This is a genomic window from Franconibacter helveticus LMG 23732 (genome assembly GCF_000463115.2).
Lineage (GTDB): Bacteria > Pseudomonadota > Gammaproteobacteria > Enterobacterales > Enterobacteriaceae > Franconibacter > Franconibacter helveticus.
The window spans coordinates 44,006-61,590 of record NZ_AWFX01000003.1; the positions used below are offsets into that span (position 1 = coordinate 44,006).

Here is a 17,585-nt window from a genome sequence, read left to right on the forward strand (position 1 = left end):
AGGAATGGATACCCAAAACGTACTGATATTATTGAATTCCCTTGCGGGTAACAATGGGGGCATAAGCCAGTGTCTGATTACTCTAATCATAGCCAGCGCGCAAAGAAAGCGGGCGCGAAAAACGCGCCCGGAAGAAAATTTTTACTGTCGGATCAGTCGCGGCGTGCGCCATTACGCAGCAGGCCGGACGCGCCTTCTGAATAGTCGCGCGGCATTTGCACCGGCGCCTGATCGTTGCTGGCTTCCGATTCCGCAAGTCGGTTGCGGAACGGGTTAGCCTCTGCGGACATTTCCGGCAGCAGGTTGCTGGAGCTCTTCGCCAGGTGCTGGTAAAGCTGGCGATAATCGTGCGCCATATTGTCTAACAGCTCAGCGCTGCGGGCGAAGTGGCTGACCAGTTCCTCGCGGTACTCTTCAAGCTCCGCTTTGTTCTTTTCCAGCTCGTATTGCAGGGCCTGTTGCTGGCGTAATTTGCGGTTGCCGAAACGCATGGCGACGGCACCGATGATAATGCCGACCACTAACCCGATTAGCCCATATTCCCAGGTCATGTACATCTCCCGTTGTCTTGTGTTTCCGTAGGGTGGTAACGGCGAGGCTTGCTTGTCTCGTCAGTGCCGTCGCCCAGTTATGCCACTATAACCGCTATTTCAGGAGAAGTGGAATCCTGCTGCGGCATGGCGTAGTGTAGAACGGCCTTTTTTTCGACAGCCGCGGCTCGCGGCGCACCGATATCCAGGGAATAACTATAACACCATGCAGAGTTTCTCTCCGACATCGCGCTATCAACAGGCTCTTAACGAAGGGTCGCACCAGCCAGACGAGGTACAACGCGAAGCGGTTAGCCGGCTTGATGCGATTTATCACGCGTTGACCGACGCTAAAAGCGCGCCAGCTGAAAGCGGCGGGCTGCTGACCAAAGTGGGCAAGCTGTTCGGCAAGCGCCCCCAGCCGCAAACGGTAGAGCCGGTACGCGGCCTTTATATGTGGGGCGGCGTCGGGCGCGGCAAAACCTGGTTGATGGATCTTTTCTACCAGAGTTTGCCGGGCGAGCGAAAACAGCGGTTGCACTTTCACCGCTTTATGCTGAAGGTTCATGAAGATTTAACCGCGTTGCAGGGCCATAGCGACCCGCTGGAAATTATCGCCGACCGTTTTAAAGCGCAGACCGATGTGCTCTGCTTCGACGAGTTTTTTGTCTCTGATATTACCGACGCTATGCTGTTGGGCGGCCTGATGCAGGCGCTCTTCGCGCGCGGCATTACGCTTGTGGCGACCTCCAATATTCCCCCGGACGAGCTGTATCGCAATGGGCTTCAGCGCGCCCGTTTTCTTCCCGCCATCGAGGCGATTAAGCGCTACTGCGATGTGATGAACGTCGATGCCGGCATTGATTATCGCCTGCGCACGCTGACTCAGGCGCACCTGTGGCTTTCGCCGCTTAACGACGAAACGAAAGGGCGCATGGAGCAGCTGTATGTTGCGCTTGCTGGCGCGAAACGCCAGGGCGAACCGGTGCTGGAAATTAATCATCGTCCGCTCCCCACGCTCGGCATGGAAAACCAGACGCTTGCGGTAGCGTTTCGCACGCTTTGCGTCGATGCCCGCAGCCAGCATGATTACATTGCGCTCTCCCGGCAGTTTCATACTGTTCTTCTTTATGATGTGCCGGTGATGACGACGCAGATGGAGAGCGAAGCGCGCCGTTTTATCGCGCTGGTGGATGAATTTTATGAGCGCCACGTAAAACTGGTGGTGTGCGCCGCCGCGCCGCTTATGGAGATTTACCAGGGCCAGCGGCTCAGGTTTGAGTTTCAGCGCTGCCTTTCACGCTTGCAAGAAATGCAGAGCGAAGATTACCTGAAGCGGGCGCATATGCCCTGAAATCTTCCCTGTTTGCAGCAGGAGTGAACGGCAAGCCGCAGAAATCCTGCTTTCTGTCACAAAAAGGGGTCGATCTTTATACGCGTCTTCTCTATAATCCTGCGACCCCACGTTACAAGAAAGTTTTTTTCCCGAAACTTTTATGTGCCGCGAAACATATCCGAGGGGGTAGGTTTACCGGACTTTGTCGTGTGAACCTCAACAGATTATAGGCGTTTGGGTGTTCACCAACGTGTAACTATTTATTTGGGTAAGCTTTTAATGAAAACTTTTACAGCTAAACCAGAAACCGTAAAACGCGACTGGTACGTTGTTGACGCGACCGGCAAAACGCTGGGTCGTCTGGCTACTGAACTGGCACGTCGCCTGCGCGGTAAGCATAAAGCGGAATACACTCCGCACGTTGATACAGGTGATTACATCATCGTTCTGAACGCAGAAAAAGTTGCTGTAACCGGCAACAAGCGTAATGACAAAATGTACTACCACCACACTGGCCACATCGGTGGTATCAAAGAAGCGACCTTCGAAGAGATGATCGCCCGCCGTCCTGAGCGCGTAATTGAAATCGCGGTAAAAGGCATGCTGCCGAAAGGTCCTCTGGGCCGTGCTATGTACCGTAAACTGAAAGTTTACGCAGGTAACGAGCACAACCACGCGGCGCAGCAACCGCAAGTTCTGGACATCTAATCGGGATTATAGGCAATGGCTGAAAATCAATACTACGGCACTGGTCGCCGCAAAAGCTCCGCCGCTCGTGTGTTTATCAAACCGGGCAGCGGTAAAATCGTTATCAACCAGCGTTCTCTGGAACAGTACTTCGGTCGCGAAACTGCCCGCATGGTAGTTCGCCAGCCGCTGGAACTGGTCGACATGGTTGAGAAACTGGATCTGTACATCACTGTTAAAGGTGGTGGTATCTCTGGTCAGGCTGGTGCGATCCGTCACGGTATCACCCGCGCTCTGATGGAGTACGACGAGTCCCTGCGTGGCGAACTGCGTAAAGCTGGCTTCGTTACTCGTGACGCTCGTCAGGTTGAACGTAAGAAAGTCGGCCTGCGTAAAGCACGTCGTCGTCCGCAGTTCTCCAAACGTTAATTCTGTTCTGCTCCGGCAGAATGGCATTATGCAAAAAACCCGGCTCAGCCCGGGTTTTTTTATTTCTGTTTTTCTTTGTTGTGCTAATGGCCTGAATTTACGCTCTTTTAGGGCAAATCGGGGATCCCTTCACCACAAACCCCGCAAAATCTGGTAAACTATCATCCAATTTTCTGCCCAAATGCTGGTAACTGTTCACGTTTTGGTCAATTAACAGACTGGGATGTCAGTACGGCAGGGAAGGGTAACCCATAAAGGCCGGTCGCCTTGCGGCTGGTAGCAGTATTTTTCTGAATATACCTGGAGGTTTTCATGGCTGTCGCTGCCAACAAACGTTCGGTAATGACGCTGTTTTCTGGTCCTACTGATATCTACAGCCATCAGGTGCGCATTGTGCTGGCTGAAAAGGGTGTCAGCTTTGAAATTGAGCATGTGGAAACGGATAACCTGCCGCAGGATCTGATTGACCTCAACCCAAATCAAAGCGTACCGACGCTGGTAGACCGTGAACTGACTCTTTGGGAGTCGCGCATCATTATGGAGTACCTGGACGAGCGTTTCCCTCATCCGCCGCTGATGCCGGTTTATCCGGTCGCGCGTGGTGAAAGCCGTCTGTACATGCATCGCATTGAGAAAGACTGGTACTCGCTGATGAACGTCATCGTGAGCGGTTCCGCACAGGAAGCTGACGCGGCCCGTAAACAACTGCGTGAAGAACTCCTGGCCATCGCGCCCGTATTTACGCAGAAGCCTTTCTTCCTGAGTGACGAATTCAGCCTGGTGGATTGCTACCTGGCGCCGCTGCTGTGGCGATTACCGCAGTTGGGCGTCGAACTGGTTGGCGCAGGCGCTAAAGAGCTGAAAGGCTACATGACTCGCGTATTCGAACGTGATTCATTCCTTGCCTCTCTGACCGAAGCCGAGCGCGAAATGCGTCTGCAAAGCCGGGGCTAAACCATGGATATGTCACAGCTGTCTCCACGTCGTCCTTATCTGCTGCGGGCCTTCTATGAATGGCTGCTGGATAATCAGCTTACGCCGCACCTTGTCGTGGATGTGACGTTGCCGGGCGTCTCCGTGCCGATGGAGTATGCGCGTGACGGGCAAATCGTTCTGAACATAGCGCCTCGCGCAGTAGGGAACCTGGAGCTGGCAAACGATGAAGTGCGCTTTAATGCGCGCTTCGGTGGCGTGCCGCGTCAGGTTGCGGTGCCGCTGGCTGCTGTTCTGGCTATCTATGCGCGTGAAAACGGCGCGGGCACCATGTTCGAACCGGAAGCCGCCTATGACGAGGCGGTAGCGAGCCTTAACGACGAAGTGGTTTCAGAAGAGCCGGAAACGGTGATGTCTGTTATCGACGGCGATAAGCCGGATCACGAAACGGGCGATGACAACCCGGATGACGATCCGCCGCCACGCGGTGGCCGTCCGGCGCTGCGGGTGGTGAAGTAAGAAAAACGGGGCCGCTGGCCCTGTTTTTGTTTGTCGCGCTCTCTCTCGTCTTACGGCACGTTCGTTATTTCATCTGTCCTCCCCCGTCAGCGCAAAAGTATCGGTGCGCCTGGCATTGTCGCTACTGATTTTTCCTGCTTTGCCTTTCATCTTTGCCGCATGGCGCACCGCACTTTTTCACCACGCATGTATGCTCTTCTTTCGCTATCGTCACTTGTTAAACCATGGCGCCCGCTTATGCTTTGGGGCGTCTCACCGTAAGGGCGCTGTTATGTCTTTGCTTGATAAAATGCATCACGCTATTGCCGCTCAGGGCGGGCTTATCGTCTTCTGCCAACCGGTACCTGGCAGTCCTATGGACACTCCCGATATCGTCGCTGCAATGGCGCTGGCTTCAGAGCAGGCGGGAGCAGTCGCCGTGCGCATAGAGGGCGTCAATAACCTTCGGGCTGTGCGTGCAGCGGTGAGTATTCCGGTTATTGGCATCATTAAGCGCGATTTAACCGATACACCGGTACGTATCACGCCATTTCTGGAGGATGTGGATGCGCTTGCGCAAGCTGGGGCGGAGATTATCGCTTTTGATGGAACCGATCGTAACCGCCCGGTTTCAATAAACGCTTTGCTGGAGCGTATTCATTTACATCATTGTCTGGCGATGGCCGACTGCGCGTCGTTGCAGGATGGACTTTATTGCCATCAGTTGGGCGCAGAAATTATTGGTACTACGCTTTCCGGCTACCTCAGTAGCGAAACGCCCGACGCGCCTGATTTGTCACTGGTAAGCGCACTGCATGATAGCGGCTGCCGGGTCGTTGCTGAAGGGCGTTACAACACGCCAGCGCTGGCGGCGCAAGCGATGCAACATGGCGCATGGGCGGTGACGGTAGGCTCCGCTATTACCCGGCTGGAGCATATCTGTCAGTGGTATTGCGACGCGATGCAAAAGGCGGCGGGTTAAGCGGCATCAACACCCCAGGCGTTGCTGGTGAAAGAAGAATAAAGCGCGCGCCAGGGCTACGCAAAAAAGACAACCGTTGAGTGCCTTAGCCAGGACCTTTAATGTACATCCCGCTATTAATATCGTCTTCATCACGCAGCATGAGCTGGTCGCAATCGTGAATGAGCATCTGTTGAGCCGCAAGATAGTTCGCCATAGAGACGCCGCTTTCCGGACGATAAGTTCCGGAGCGGGTTGAGGACCCGGGCCAGACGCGGGTTCACAATATAATTACTGTTTGTATCATTAGAAATTATTGTTTCTGCCTGTACGCAAGCTGGCGAAGATAAGGCAAGCAATGGAAAAAACGTTGCCATCATCTGCGCAAGTTTATTTTTTAAAAAATGCAGTTTTATTCATATACGACTTCCAGTCGAAAAGAGAAAGAGCCTTGCTGGCAAGCGAAAACATTAATTAATTGTTTTATAAAAGAAATTTCATGGCAGCAGATACGGAATTAATAAATGCGATAAATTTATTAATTCCCGCTTTCGGACAAAATAGCGTTCAGGGTGACAAACTCTTTAACCGGGGTTATTGGCTCATCTACCCGCCAGATAAAAAATCAACCTGTGCCGATAGAAGTGATAAAGAAGGGACGTACACAAAATAATAAGGGAAGCATTGTCGCTTCCCTTATTTCATTAACGTGGATGATTAAACTTCAAGGTAATTCATAATGCCGTCGGCAGCTTTACGACCCTCGGCAATCGCTGTGACGACCAGATCGGAACCGCGAACGATATCACCGCCAGCGAAGATTTTCGGGTTGCTGGTCTGGAAGGCATTCTCGCTGCCTTCCGGCGCGATAATACGTCCCTGAGAATCCAGTTCTACGCTGTGCTGCGCCAGCCATTCCATGCTGTGCGGACGGAAACCAAACGCCAGTACTACCGCATCGGCAGGCACCACATGCTCAGAACCGGGCACGATTTCCGCGCGACGACGACCCAACGCATCCGGCGCGCCCATTTCAGTACGCGCCATTTTTACGCCGCAGACTTTACCGTTGGCATTAATTTCAATGCCAAGAGGTTGTACGTTGAACTGAAACTCTACGCCTTCCTCGCGCGCGTTTTTTACTTCGCGACGGGAGCCTGGCATATTTTCTTCATCGCGACGGTAAGCGCAGGTAACGTGCGTTGCGCCCTGGCGGATGGAAGTGCGCACGCAGTCCATTGCGGTATCGCCGCCGCCCAGAACCACAACGCGCTTGCCTTCCATGTTTACAAACGGCTGTTGCGCATCTTCGCTAAAGCCCATGATCTGGCGAGTATTAGCGATAAGGAACGGCAACGCTTCATAAACGCCGGACGCGTCTTCATTCTCAAGCCCGCCGCGCATGGATTGATAAGTGCCGACGCCCAGGAAAACCGCGTCATAATCACTTAACAGCGCTTCAAGCTGTACGTCGCGGCCGACTTCGGTATTAAGTCTGAACTCAATGCCCATGCCGGTGAAAATTTCACGACGGCGGGTCATGACCTCTTTTTCAAGCTTAAAGGCCGGAATACCGAAGGTCAGCAGACCGCCAATCTCGGGATGACGGTCAAACACCACCGCTTTAACGCCGTTGCGGGTCAGCACGTCGGCACAAGCGAGGCCCGCCGGGCCTGCGCCAATAATCGCCACGCGCTTGCCGGTCTGCTTCACGCCGGTGAGATCCGGGCGCCAGCCCATCTCAAACGCTTTATCGTTGATATAGCGCTCAATGTTGCCGATGGTGACCGCGCCAAACTCATCATTCAGCGTGCAGGAGCCTTCACACAGGCGGTCCTGCGGACAAACGCGGCCGCACACTTCCGGCAGCGTGTTGGTCTGATGAGAAAGCTCAGCGGCTTCAAAAATACGCCCCTCGTTGGCAAGCTTCAGCCAGTTAGGGATGTAGTTGTGGACCGGACATTTCCATTCACAGTAAGGGTTGCCGCAGGAGAGGCAGCGGTCTGCCTGCGCCTTGGCCTGACCTTCCGAGAAAGGCTCATAGATTTCCACAAACTCAATTTTACGGATCTTCAGCGGTTTCTTTGGCGGATCAACGCGCTGCAAGTCGATAAACTGGTAAACGTTCTGACTCATTACAACCCCTTACTGCGCCTGCACCCGCAGCTCTGCTGCGGAACGACTACGGTGACCCAACAATGCTTTGACATCACTGGACTTCGGTTTAACCAGCGCGAATTTCGAGGCGAAAGCCGGCCAGTGGGCCAGGATCTCTTCGCCGCGCTGCGAACCGGTATGGTGAACATGTTCGGTGATGAGGCCGCGCAAATGCTCTTCATGAATAGCCAGTTCATCAACGCCCAACACTTCCACCAGCTCCGGGTTGACGCGTTTACGGAACTCGCCGTCTTCATCCAGCACGTAGGCGAAGCCGCCTGTCATGCCAGCGCCAAAGTTCACCCCGGTTTTGCCAAGAATGCAGACGATACCGCCGGTCATGTATTCGCAACCGTTATCGCCAATGCCTTCCACAACGGTGATGGCGCCGGAGTTACGCACCCCGAAGCGTTCGCCCGCGCGGCCTGCCGCATAGAGACGGCCTCCGGTTGCGCCATAAAGGCAGGTGTTGCCAATAATGCTCGCTTCATGACTGCGGAAAGCGGAGCCTACCGGCGGACGAATGGCGATTAAGCCGCCCGCCATGCCTTTGCCGACGTAGTCGTTGGCGTCGCCGGTCAGGTGCAACTCAACGCCGCCTGCGTTCCACACGCCGAAGCTCTGGCCCGCGGTGCCGCTGAAGTGCGCTTTGATCGGGTCGGAAGCCAGACCCTGGTCGCCATGCTTCTCAGCAATGTAGCCGGAGAGCGAAGCGCCTACCGAACGGTCAGTATTGCGGATATCAAACCAGAAGGTTTTGCTCTGCTTCTCATCCACATACGGCTTCGCCTGGTTCAGCAATTGCGCATTGAGCACGCCATTATCGAACGGCGGGTTGTGTTCGGTGCAGTAAACCGCTTTGCCCGGCAGCGGCTCGGCCGTTTCCAGCAGGCGCGCCAGGTCCAGTTTCTGCTGTTTCGCGGTAAAACCTTCCAGCTCTTTGAGCAACTCGGTGCGGCCAATCAGATCCACCAGACGAGTCACGCCAAGCTGCGCCATAAGTTCACGCGTTTCGCGGGCGATAAATTCAAAGTAGTTGGTCACTTTGAATGGCAGGCCGTGATAGTGGTTCTTGCGCAGTTTGTCATCCTGAGTCGCAACACCAGTCGCGCAGTTGTTCAGGTGGCAAATACGCAGGTATTTACAGCCGAGCGCCACCATCGGGCCGGTGCCGAAGCCGAAGCTCTCTGCCCCCAGGATCGCCGCTTTGATGATATCAAGGCCGGTTTTCAGGCCGCCGTCCACTTGCAGGCGGATTTTATGACGCAGGCCGTTAGCCACCAGCGCCTGCTGGGTTTCAACCAGCCCCAGTTCCCACGGGCAGCCAGCATACTTAACCGAGCTGAGCGGGCTTGCGCCGGTGCCGCCGTCATAGCCGGCAATCGTGATAAGGTCAGCATAGGCTTTCGCCACGCCGGTCGCGATAGTGCCGACGCCGGGTTCGGACACCAGCTTCACGGAGATCATCGCCTTCGGGTTGACCTGTTTTAAGTCGAAAATCAGCTGCGCCAGATCTTCAATCGAATAAATATCATGGTGCGGCGGCGGGGAAATCAGCGTCACGCCCGGCACCGAGTAGCGCAGCTTAGCGATATACGGCGTTACTTTATCGCCCGGCAACTGACCGCCTTCGCCCGGCTTCGCCCCCTGAGCGACTTTAATCTGAATAACATCGGCGTTAACCAGGTAAGCCGGGGTTACGCCAAAGCGGCCGGAAGCGACCTGTTTAATGCGCGACACTTTATTGGTGCCGTAGCGCGCCGGGTCTTCGCCGCCTTCGCCGGAGTTCGAGTTGCCGCCGATGCTGTTCATCGCCTCCGCGAGCGCTTCGTGCGCTTCCGGGCTCAGTGCGCCGATGGACATCGCCGCAGTGTCGAAGCGTTTGAAGAGATCGGTTGCGGGTTCTACTTCATCCACGCGCACCGCTTCGCCCTGCGGATTCAGCGCCAGCAGGTCGCGCAGCGTGGCTGCCGGACGCTCGTTTACGAGCTTCGCGTACTGCTGATAATCGCTGTATTCGCCGCTCTGCACCGCCTGTTGCAGCGTGCGCACCACGTCCGGGTTATAGGCATGGTATTCACCGCCATGCACATATTTCAGCAGGCCGCCTTGCTCCAGCGGCTTGCGCGCGAGCCACGCCCGCTTCGACAGGTTCAGCAGGTCTTGCTGGAAGTCGCCGAAGCCTGCGCCGCCGATGCGGCTGACCACGCCCTGGAAGCAGAGGTTTGAGACCTCATCATGCAGGCCCACCGCTTCAAACAGTTTGGAGCAACGGTAAGAGGCGATAGTCGAGATGCCCATTTTGGACATGATCTTGTAAAGGCCTTTGTTGATGCCGTTACGGTAGTTAAGCATCACGTTGCGGTAGCTTTTCTCAATCGCGCCGGTATCTACCAGCCGCGCCAGCGTTTCATAGGCGAGGTAAGGGTAGATAGCCGTTGCGCCGAAGCCCAGCAGCACCGCGAAGTGGTGCGGGTCACGCGCGCTTGCGGTTTCCACAATGATGTTGGCGTCGCAGCGCAGGCTTTTATCCACGAGGCGCGTCTGGATAGCGCCTACAGCCATTGGCGCCGGCACCGGCAGACGGTTTTTGCCGATGTTGCGGTCGGAAAGCACCAACAGCACCGTGCCGTTACGCACCATTTGCTCCGCTTTGTCGCACAGCGCTTTTACCGTTTCTTCAAGCGAGACTTCGGTCACGTCGAACGTGATATCCAGCGTGTCGGCGCGGTAGTGCGACTCTTCAAGCGTGGTGAGCTGTTTGAAGTCAGAATAAAGCAGAATCGGCGATTTAAAGCTCAGGCGGTGCGCCTGGCCTTCCGCTTCGCAGAAGACATTCATCTCGCGCCCGATGCTGGTGGCAAGCGACATCACATGCGCTTCGCGCAGCGGGTCGATAGGCGGGTTGGTCACCTGGGCGAACTGCTGGCGGAAATAGTCGTAAATGATACGCGGCTGGCTGGAGAGCACGGCGAAAGGCGTGTCGTCGCCCATTGAGCCGACGGCTTCCTGGCCGTTTTCGCCCAGTACCCGAATAACGGAATCCAGCTCTTCGTTGCTGTAATTAAATTGCTTCTGGTAGCTTGCCAGCAGGTCGTCGTCCATCTCGCGCGTGCCGACCTGGCCGTCCGGCAGATCTTCAAACGGCACCAGACGGCGAACGTTTTTCTCCATCCACTCTTTATAAGGGTGACGGCTTTTGAGGTCGTTATCGGTTTCCGCCGAGTGCAGGATGCGCCCGCCGCGGGTATCGATAACCATCAGCTCGCCCGGGCCGACGCGGCCTTTTTCCACCACTTCGTCCGGTTGATAATCCCAGATGCCTACTTCAGAGGCGCAGGTGATCAGTTTGTCTTTGGTAATGACATAGCGCGCCGGGCGCAGGCCGTTGCGGTCCAGGTTACAGGCGGCGAAACGGCCGTCTGACATGACGATGCCCGCCGGGCCGTCCCACGGCTCCATATGCATGGAGTTGAAGTCAAAGAACGCGCGCAGCTCCGGATCCATATCCGGGTTGTTTTGCCAGGCTGGCGGCACAAGCAGGCGCATGGCGCGCACGATATCCATACCGCCTGCCAACAGCAGTTCGAGCATGTTATCCATGGAGCTTGAGTCGGAGCCGGTCTCATTAACGAACGGCGCGGCGTCGTGCAGGTCGGGGATCAGCGGCGTTTTAAATTTATAGGTGCGCGCGCGCGCCCATTGACGGTTGCCCGTAATGGTGTTGATTTCGCCGTTGTGCGCCAGGTAGCGGAACGGCTGCGCCAGCGGCCAGCGCGGCACGGTGTTGGTGGAGAAGCGTTGGTGGAACAGGCAGATGGCCGATTCCAGACGCAGGTCCGCAAGGTCAAGGTAGAAGCGCGGCAGATCTGCCGGCATACAAAGGCCTTTATAGATGTTTACCAGGTTCGACAGGCTGCAAACGTAGAAATCTTTGTCATCCTGGAGGCGTTTTTCGATACGGCGGCGGGCGATAAACAGACGGCGCTCCATATCGCGCGGACGCCAGCCTGCCGGAGCGTTAACAAAAATCTGCTCAATGCGGGGCAGCGAGGAAAGGGCGATTTCACCTAACACGCCTTCGTTGGTGGGCACGTCGCGCCAGCCAACAATTGAGAGCGTCTCCTGCTGCAATTCTTCTTCGACAATGCGACGGCTACGGGCAGCCAGTTCCGCATCTTTATTTAAGAACAGCATGCCGACGGCGTAATTTTTCGCCAGACGCCAGCCGCGCTCTTCAGCGACGATGCGGAAAAAGCGGTCGGGTTTTTGCAATAACAGACCGCAGCCATCGCCTGTTTTGCCATCGGCAAGAATAGCGCCACGGTGCTGCATGCGGGCCAGTGCGTGAATAGCAGTACGCACTACCTTGTGGCTAGGTTCGCCTTCTATGTGGGCGATCAGGCCGAAACCACAGTTATCTCTCTCAAGAGATTTATCGTACAACATATAAGTGAACCTCCCCAGGCTCTGCGGGACCCCCTCCTGTTCAGCGGCGTGCGGGCGTAAAAAGGGTGTGGCGACGGGGTTGGCGTTAAAACGCGAGCCTCGCATGTCGCCCTCTTTTATCCTTTTCGCATCGATACACGGTCGTTGAGAACTTACTTAAGAGGGAATCTCAATTACTGCATAAATATGATGAGCAGAACACTCATCCAGAAAGCTTCCAGCGGATCCTCAACTTATCGGGAATCAGTATGCAGGTCAAATGTCATTCTTATTTATGCTGAAATGTGCTATGAGAACGTTAACTATTTGATCTTAATTGTTATTTAATGATTTTTACAAAGCGGGAAGCGGCCTTTGCACCAAAATGGAGTGTGATCTGTCTCACTATTGCTGCCGCCTGTAATCGCCGATGGTCACTGTGATTAGACGAATTGTCAGCGGAAAATGCTAAAAAATCGGCGTGCCTTGCAGGATGACACTGTTTTGTAGTTGCCGTCATATTATTTAAATAAAAGGCGGCGACATAAGGAAAAGTAATCAGCCGTAAGGTGATTGAAATTTCGTTTATTTTGAATAGTTATTCGGATTGAAAAAGGGTGCCGGGGCGCTTGATCCATATCATCGCCATTAAGAGGTAAAACTGGCAGGCTTAGCCCTTTTCTCAGGGCGGCCTTCCAGATTATGCAGTTACAGAAATTAGTCAATATGTTTGGCGGCGACCTTACGCGCCGCTATGGGCAAAAAGTTCATAAACTCACGCTACATGGCGGCTTTAGCTGTCCCAACCGCGACGGCACTATTGGCCGTGGCGGATGCACATTTTGCAATGTCGCCTCGTTTGTCGATGAAACGCAGCAATACAGGTCTATATCCGACCAGCTTGCTTGCCAGGCGAAGCGGGTAGACAGAGCAAAACGCTACCTCGCCTATTTTCAGGCTTACACCAGCACCTGGGCTGAAGTGCAGCAGCTGCGCGCCATGTATCAACAAGCGGTCAGCGAAGCGAGGATCGTCGGGCTTTGCGTCGGCACGCGCCCGGATTGCGTGCCTGAAAGCGTGCTGGACCTGCTCAGCAGCTACCGTGAGCAAGGATATGAAGTCTGGCTGGAGCTGGGGTTGCAATCGGCCCATGATAAAACGCTGCGTCGCATAAACCGCGGCCATAATTTTACGGCGTACCAGAAAACCGCGCGGCTGGAGGTGTGTTGTCACCTTATTGTCGGCTTACCCGGCGAAACGCGCAGCCACTGCCTTGAAACGCTCAGGCGCGTAGTGGAAACCGGCGTGGATGGCATTAAGCTGCATCCTCTGCATATCGTTACCGGCAGCATTATGGCGAAAGCATGGCAGGCGGGCAGGATAACGGGTATCGAACTCGATGAATATGTGGCGACGGCAGGCGAGATGATCCGCCATACGCCGCCGGAAGTGATCTACCACCGTATTTCTGCAAGCGCCCGTCGCCCAACATTGCTGGCGCCGTTGTGGTGTGAGAATCGCTGGACCGGTATGGTAGAGATAGACCGCTATCTCAATGCGCATGGCGCACAGGGCTCTGCGCTTGGCAGGCCCTGGACGCCACACTTTTACGTTCAACCCTGATCGTTAGCGCCACTTTTGGGTATTATTGAGCGGAATATCAGCGAAGGAACAATTCATGAAGCAAATCCGGTTGTTGGCGCAGTTTTACGTGGATCTCCTGGTCAAACTGGGCCTGGTGCGGTTCTCGCTTCTGCTGGCGCTGGCGCTGGTGGTGCTGGCGATGGCGGTGCAGATGGCAGTCACTATGGTGCTGCACGGCCAGGTAGAGAGCATCGACGTTATCCGCTCTATCTTTTTCGGCTTATTAATCACCCCCTGGGCTGTCTACTTCCTTTCCGTGGTGGTAGAGCAGCTTGAAGAATCGCGCCAGCGGCTCTCAAAACTGGTCGATAAGCTGGAAGAGATGCGCGAGCGCGACCTGAAGCTCAACGTACAGCTCAGGGACAACATTGCCCAGCTTAACCAGGAAATCGCCGAGCGCGAAAAAGCGGAGGCTGAACGCCAGCATATGCTGGAGCAGCTGAAAGTAGAGATGAAAGAGCGCGAAGTAACGCAAATCCAGCTCGAGCAGCAATCTTCCTTCCTGCGCTCGTTTCTGGATGCTTCGCCGGACCTTGTTTTCTATCGCAATGAAGACAAAGAGTTCTCTGGCTGCAACCGGGCGATGGAGCTGTTAACCGGCAAAAGCGAGAAGCAACTGATTAACCTTAAACCGCAGGATGTCTATTCGCCCGAGGCGGCGGAAAAAGTGATTGAGACCGACGAAAAAGTCTTTCGTCATAATGTTTCGCTTACCTACGAGCAGTGGCTTGATTATCCCGATGGCCGCAAAGCCTGCTTTGAGATCCGCAAGGTGCCTTATTACGACCGGGTGGGCAAACGTCACGGCCTGATGGGGTTTGGGCGCGATATTACCGAGCGTAAGCGGTATCAGGACGCGCTGGAGCGCGCCAGCCGCGATAAAACCACCTTTATTTCTACTATCAGTCATGAGTTGCGCACGCCGCTTAACGGCATCGTCGGCTTAAGCCGCATTCTGCTGGATACCGAGCTGTCCGCCGAGCAGGAAAAATACCTGAAAACCATTCATGTTTCGGCCGTTACGCTGGGCAATATTTTTAACGATATTATCGACATGGACAAAATCGAGCGGCGAAAAGTGCAGCTTGATAATCAGCCTGTCGATTTCACAAGCTTCCTTGCCGACCTTGAAAACCTCTCCGGCCTACAGGCCCAGCAAAAAGGCTTACGCTTTGTCATGGAGCCGTCGCTGCCGCTGCCGCATAAAGTGGTGACTGACGGTACGCGTCTGCGGCAAATTCTCTGGAACCTTATCAGCAACGCAGTGAAATTTACCCAGAAAGGGCAGGTGACAGTGCGGGTGCGCTATGAAGAAGATCATCTTCTGCGTTTTGAAGTGGAAGATTCCGGCATCGGCATTCCGCAACAGGAGCTGGATAAGATCTTCGCCATGTATTATCAGGTAAAAGACAGCCAGGGCGGCAAACCTGCGACCGGCACCGGTATCGGCCTTGCCGTCTCTCGTCGGCTGGCGAAAAACATGGGCGGCGATATCACGGTTTCCAGCCATCCTGGCAAAGGCTCTCTCTTTACGCTTACCGTTGAAGCGCCGCGCGTAGCGGAAGAGACGCAAGCGGAGCAGGTGGAAGAAGATATGCCGCTGCCCGCGCTGCACGTGCTGCTGGTGGAAGACATCGAACTCAATGTCATTGTCGCCCGCTCCGTGCTGGAAAAGCTCGGCAATAGCGTGGATGTCGCCATGACCGGCAAAGCGGCGCTGGAAACATTCACCCCTGGCGAATATGACCTTGTACTGCTGGATATTCAGCTCCCCGATATGACAGGGCTGGATATTTCCCGGGAACTCACGCGCCGCTATGCGAAGGACGATTTACCGCCGCTGGTGGCGTTAACCGCCAATGTGCTTAAGGATAAGAAAGAGTATCTGGATGCGGGTATGGACGACGTGCTGAGCAAACCGCTGTCGGTGCCTGCGCTCACGGCGATGATCAAAAAATATTGGGATACGCAACCGGACAGAAATGAGGACGACGCGATGAGTGAAGATAAGCACCAGACGTTATTCGATCTCCCTATGCTTGAACAGTATATGGAGCTGGTTGGGCCGAAGCTGATTCTGGATGGCCTGACGATGTTTGAAAAAATGATGCCGGGATACCTGAGCGTGCTGGAATCTAACCTGACGGCGAAAGACCAGAAAGGAATTGTGGAAGAGGGGCATAAAATCAAAGGCGCGGCAGGCTCCGTTGGGCTGCGGCACCTGCAACAGCTGGCGCAACAGATTCAGTCTCCGGATCTGCCCGCCTGGTGGGACAACGTCGGTGAATGGGTTGAAGAGCTTAAGCAAGAGTGGCCGCACGATGTGGCAGCGCTGCGTGCCTGGGTGAGCGAGGCTGAAAAAAAATGACCCCGGCTTAACCGGGGTGCGCGAAGACTGCGCCAACACCAGGGAAATGAAGGCATCGCCTGTTCTTGGTGTGGTTTTAGTACGTGGCGGGGCCTGAGAATTTGTTCCGCTCGTGCATAAGATAGCAAAAGTTAAAAGAATTGTTACGCGAATCAGTTAAATGTGTGAAGCATAGCGTCTAAATCACATTTTCTTATATTCTTCAATTGGTTAGCAAAAGGGATAGATCTATGAAGAAGATCGGCGTGGTGTTTAGCGGCTGCGGGGTTTATGACGGAAGCGAAATCCACGAGGCGGTGATTACGTTGCTGGCGATTGCTCGCAACGACGCGCAGGCGGTCTGTTTCGCGCCGGATAAACCGCAGACGGATGTGATTAACCATTTGACCGGCGAGAAAATGACAGAGAGCCGCAACGTGCTGGTTGAGGCGGCACGCATTGCTCGCGGTGAGGTGCGCCCCCTGGCGGATGCGCGCGCTGATGAGCTGGATGCGCTGATTGTGCCTGGCGGGTTTGGCGCGGCGAAAAACCTTAGCACGTTCGCCACCGGGGGCGCGGAATGCAGTATCGAGCCGACGCTGAAAGCATTAACGCAAGCGATGCACGTCGCAGGCAAACCGTTGGGTTTTATCTGCATCGCTCCCGCCATGCTGACTAAAATGCTTCCGGCGCCGCTGCGCCTGACTATCGGGACCGATATCGACACCGCCGAAGTCATTGAAGAGATGGGCGGCGAACATGTTTCTTGTCCGGCAGACGATATCGTGGTGGATGAAGACAACAAAGTCGTCACCACGCCAGCTTATATGGTCGCGAAGCGTATTGACGAAGCCGCGGCGGGCATTGAGAAACTGGTCGCTCGCGTGCTGGATCTGTGCGCATGAGAAAAGGCAAAGCATCGCTATGGCGAAAGGGATGGCGCTGGCTATGGCGCGGCTGCGCCGCCGTAGTGGCGCTGTGGATCGGCGGCATTTTGCTGTTTGGCCTGTTGCCTGTGCCGTTTTCCGCAGTCATGGCGGAACGGCAAGCTTCCGCCTGGTTTAGCGGCGATTTTGGCTATATAGCGCATTCTGACTGGGTGGGCGCCGACGACATTTCGCCATGGATGGGGCTTGCGGTAATTGCGGCGGAAGATCAGAAGTTCCCGGAGCACTGGGGGTTTGACGTCGCCGCCATCAAAAAAGCGGTTTCCCATAATGAGCGTCATGAGAGCCGTATTCGCGGCGCATCAACCATTTCACAGCAAACCGCCAAGAATCTTTTTTTGTGGGATGGGCGCAGCTGGCTGCGCAAAGGACTGGAAGCGGGGCTGACGGTTGGCATTGAAACGGTCTGGAGCAAACGGCGCATTCTGACGGTGTATCTGAATATCGCTGAGTTTGGCGAAGGCACTTTTGGCGTGGAAGCCGCAGCGCAGCGTTATTTTCATAAGCCAGCAAGCCGGCTTAGCGCTGCCGAAGCGGCCTTACTGGCGGCGGTATTGCCAAACCCGCTGCGCTTTAAGGCGGATGCCCCATCAGGCTATGTGCGCGCGCGTCAGGCCTGGATTTTGCGCCAGATGCGGCAGTTAGGCGGCGAGTCGTTTATGGCGCAACACAAGCTGCGCTAGCGAAA

14 protein-coding genes are annotated in these 17,585 nt (G+C 55.1%); 11 read left to right on the forward strand and 3 right to left on the reverse strand.

The features are described 5' to 3' along the window. Positions 1–152: 152 nt before the first annotated feature. Positions 153–551 (reverse strand): Z-ring associated protein ZapG, encoded by a 399-nt coding sequence (gene zapG / locus DW56_RS00235; protein WP_024552567.1) that lies wholly within the window; start codon positions 549–551, stop codon positions 153–155. A gap of 205 nt (positions 552–756) precedes the next feature. On the opposite strand from zapG, the gene zapE reads away from it, so the two are divergent. The 7 genes from zapE (at position 757) to DW56_RS22585 (ending at position 6,047) form a co-directional block, all read left to right on the forward strand. After that, positions 757–1,884, forward strand: a complete 1,128-nt coding sequence (gene zapE, locus DW56_RS00240; RefSeq protein ID WP_024552566.1) for a cell division protein ZapE — start codon at positions 757–759, stop codon at positions 1,882–1,884. 261 nt (positions 1,885–2,145) lie between these two features. Next, positions 2,146–2,574 carry a 50S ribosomal protein L13 gene (gene rplM, locus DW56_RS00245; RefSeq protein ID WP_024552565.1) on the forward strand — a complete coding sequence of 143 codons (429 nt, stop codon included), beginning with the start codon at positions 2,146–2,148 and terminating at the stop codon, positions 2,572–2,574. Positions 2,575–2,589: 15 nt separating this feature from the next. Beyond that, the gene (gene rpsI / locus DW56_RS00250) at positions 2,590–2,982 is read left to right on the forward strand and encodes a 30S ribosomal protein S9 (RefSeq protein ID WP_003025138.1); all 393 of its coding nucleotides are present in this window, start codon (positions 2,590–2,592) and stop codon (positions 2,980–2,982) included. A 312-nt stretch (positions 2,983–3,294) separates the two neighbouring features. Beyond that, entirely contained in the window at positions 3,295–3,936 is a 642-nt protein-coding gene (sspA, locus tag DW56_RS00255) for a stringent starvation protein SspA (RefSeq protein WP_024552564.1), read from the forward strand. Between the two features lie 3 nt (positions 3,937–3,939). Further along, on the forward strand, positions 3,940–4,434 hold the full coding sequence (gene sspB, locus DW56_RS00260; protein WP_024552563.1) for a ClpXP protease specificity-enhancing factor: 495 nt from the start codon (positions 3,940–3,942) through the stop codon (positions 4,432–4,434). A 271-nt stretch (positions 4,435–4,705) separates the two neighbouring features. After that, positions 4,706–5,395 carry an N-acetylmannosamine-6-phosphate 2-epimerase gene (locus tag DW56_RS00265; protein WP_024561926.1) on the forward strand — a complete coding sequence of 230 codons (690 nt, stop codon included), beginning with the start codon at positions 4,706–4,708 and terminating at the stop codon, positions 5,393–5,395. A gap of 478 nt (positions 5,396–5,873) precedes the next feature. Then, positions 5,874–6,047 (forward strand): hypothetical protein, encoded by a 174-nt coding sequence (locus DW56_RS22585; RefSeq protein ID WP_159102098.1) that lies wholly within the window; start codon positions 5,874–5,876, stop codon positions 6,045–6,047. Between the two features lie 44 nt (positions 6,048–6,091). Here the strand turns inward: DW56_RS22585 and DW56_RS00270 are convergent, their stop codons facing one another. Further along, positions 6,092–7,510, reverse strand: a complete 1,419-nt coding sequence (locus tag DW56_RS00270; protein WP_024553039.1) for a glutamate synthase small subunit — start codon at positions 7,508–7,510, stop codon at positions 6,092–6,094. Positions 7,511–7,519: 9 nt separating this feature from the next. Further along, complete coding sequence (gene gltB, locus DW56_RS00275; protein ID WP_024553040.1) at positions 7,520–11,980, reverse strand: glutamate synthase large subunit; 4,461 nt, start codon at positions 11,978–11,980, stop codon at positions 7,520–7,522. A gap of 681 nt (positions 11,981–12,661) precedes the next feature. Between gltB and mnmL the strand changes: the two genes are divergently transcribed. From mnmL to mtgA, 4 genes are all read left to right on the forward strand, one after another. Next, positions 12,662–13,582: a tRNA modification radical SAM protein MnmL/YtqA gene (gene mnmL, locus DW56_RS00280; protein WP_024553041.1), complete on the forward strand. Its 921-nt coding sequence runs from the start codon at positions 12,662–12,664 to the stop codon at positions 13,580–13,582. 55 nt (positions 13,583–13,637) lie between these two features. Continuing rightward, the gene (gene arcB, locus DW56_RS00285) at positions 13,638–15,971 is read left to right on the forward strand and encodes an aerobic respiration two-component sensor histidine kinase ArcB (RefSeq protein ID WP_024553042.1); all 2,334 of its coding nucleotides are present in this window, start codon (positions 13,638–13,640) and stop codon (positions 15,969–15,971) included. Positions 15,972–16,201: 230 nt separating this feature from the next. Further along, positions 16,202–16,855, forward strand: a complete 654-nt coding sequence (elbB, locus tag DW56_RS00290; RefSeq protein ID WP_024553043.1) for an isoprenoid biosynthesis glyoxalase ElbB — start codon at positions 16,202–16,204, stop codon at positions 16,853–16,855. After that, the gene (gene mtgA, locus DW56_RS00295) at positions 16,852–17,580 is read left to right on the forward strand and encodes a monofunctional biosynthetic peptidoglycan transglycosylase (protein ID WP_024553044.1); all 729 of its coding nucleotides are present in this window, start codon (positions 16,852–16,854) and stop codon (positions 17,578–17,580) included. The genes elbB and mtgA overlap by 4 nt, the downstream gene beginning before the upstream one ends. The last annotated feature ends 5 nt before the right edge of the window (positions 17,581–17,585 follow it).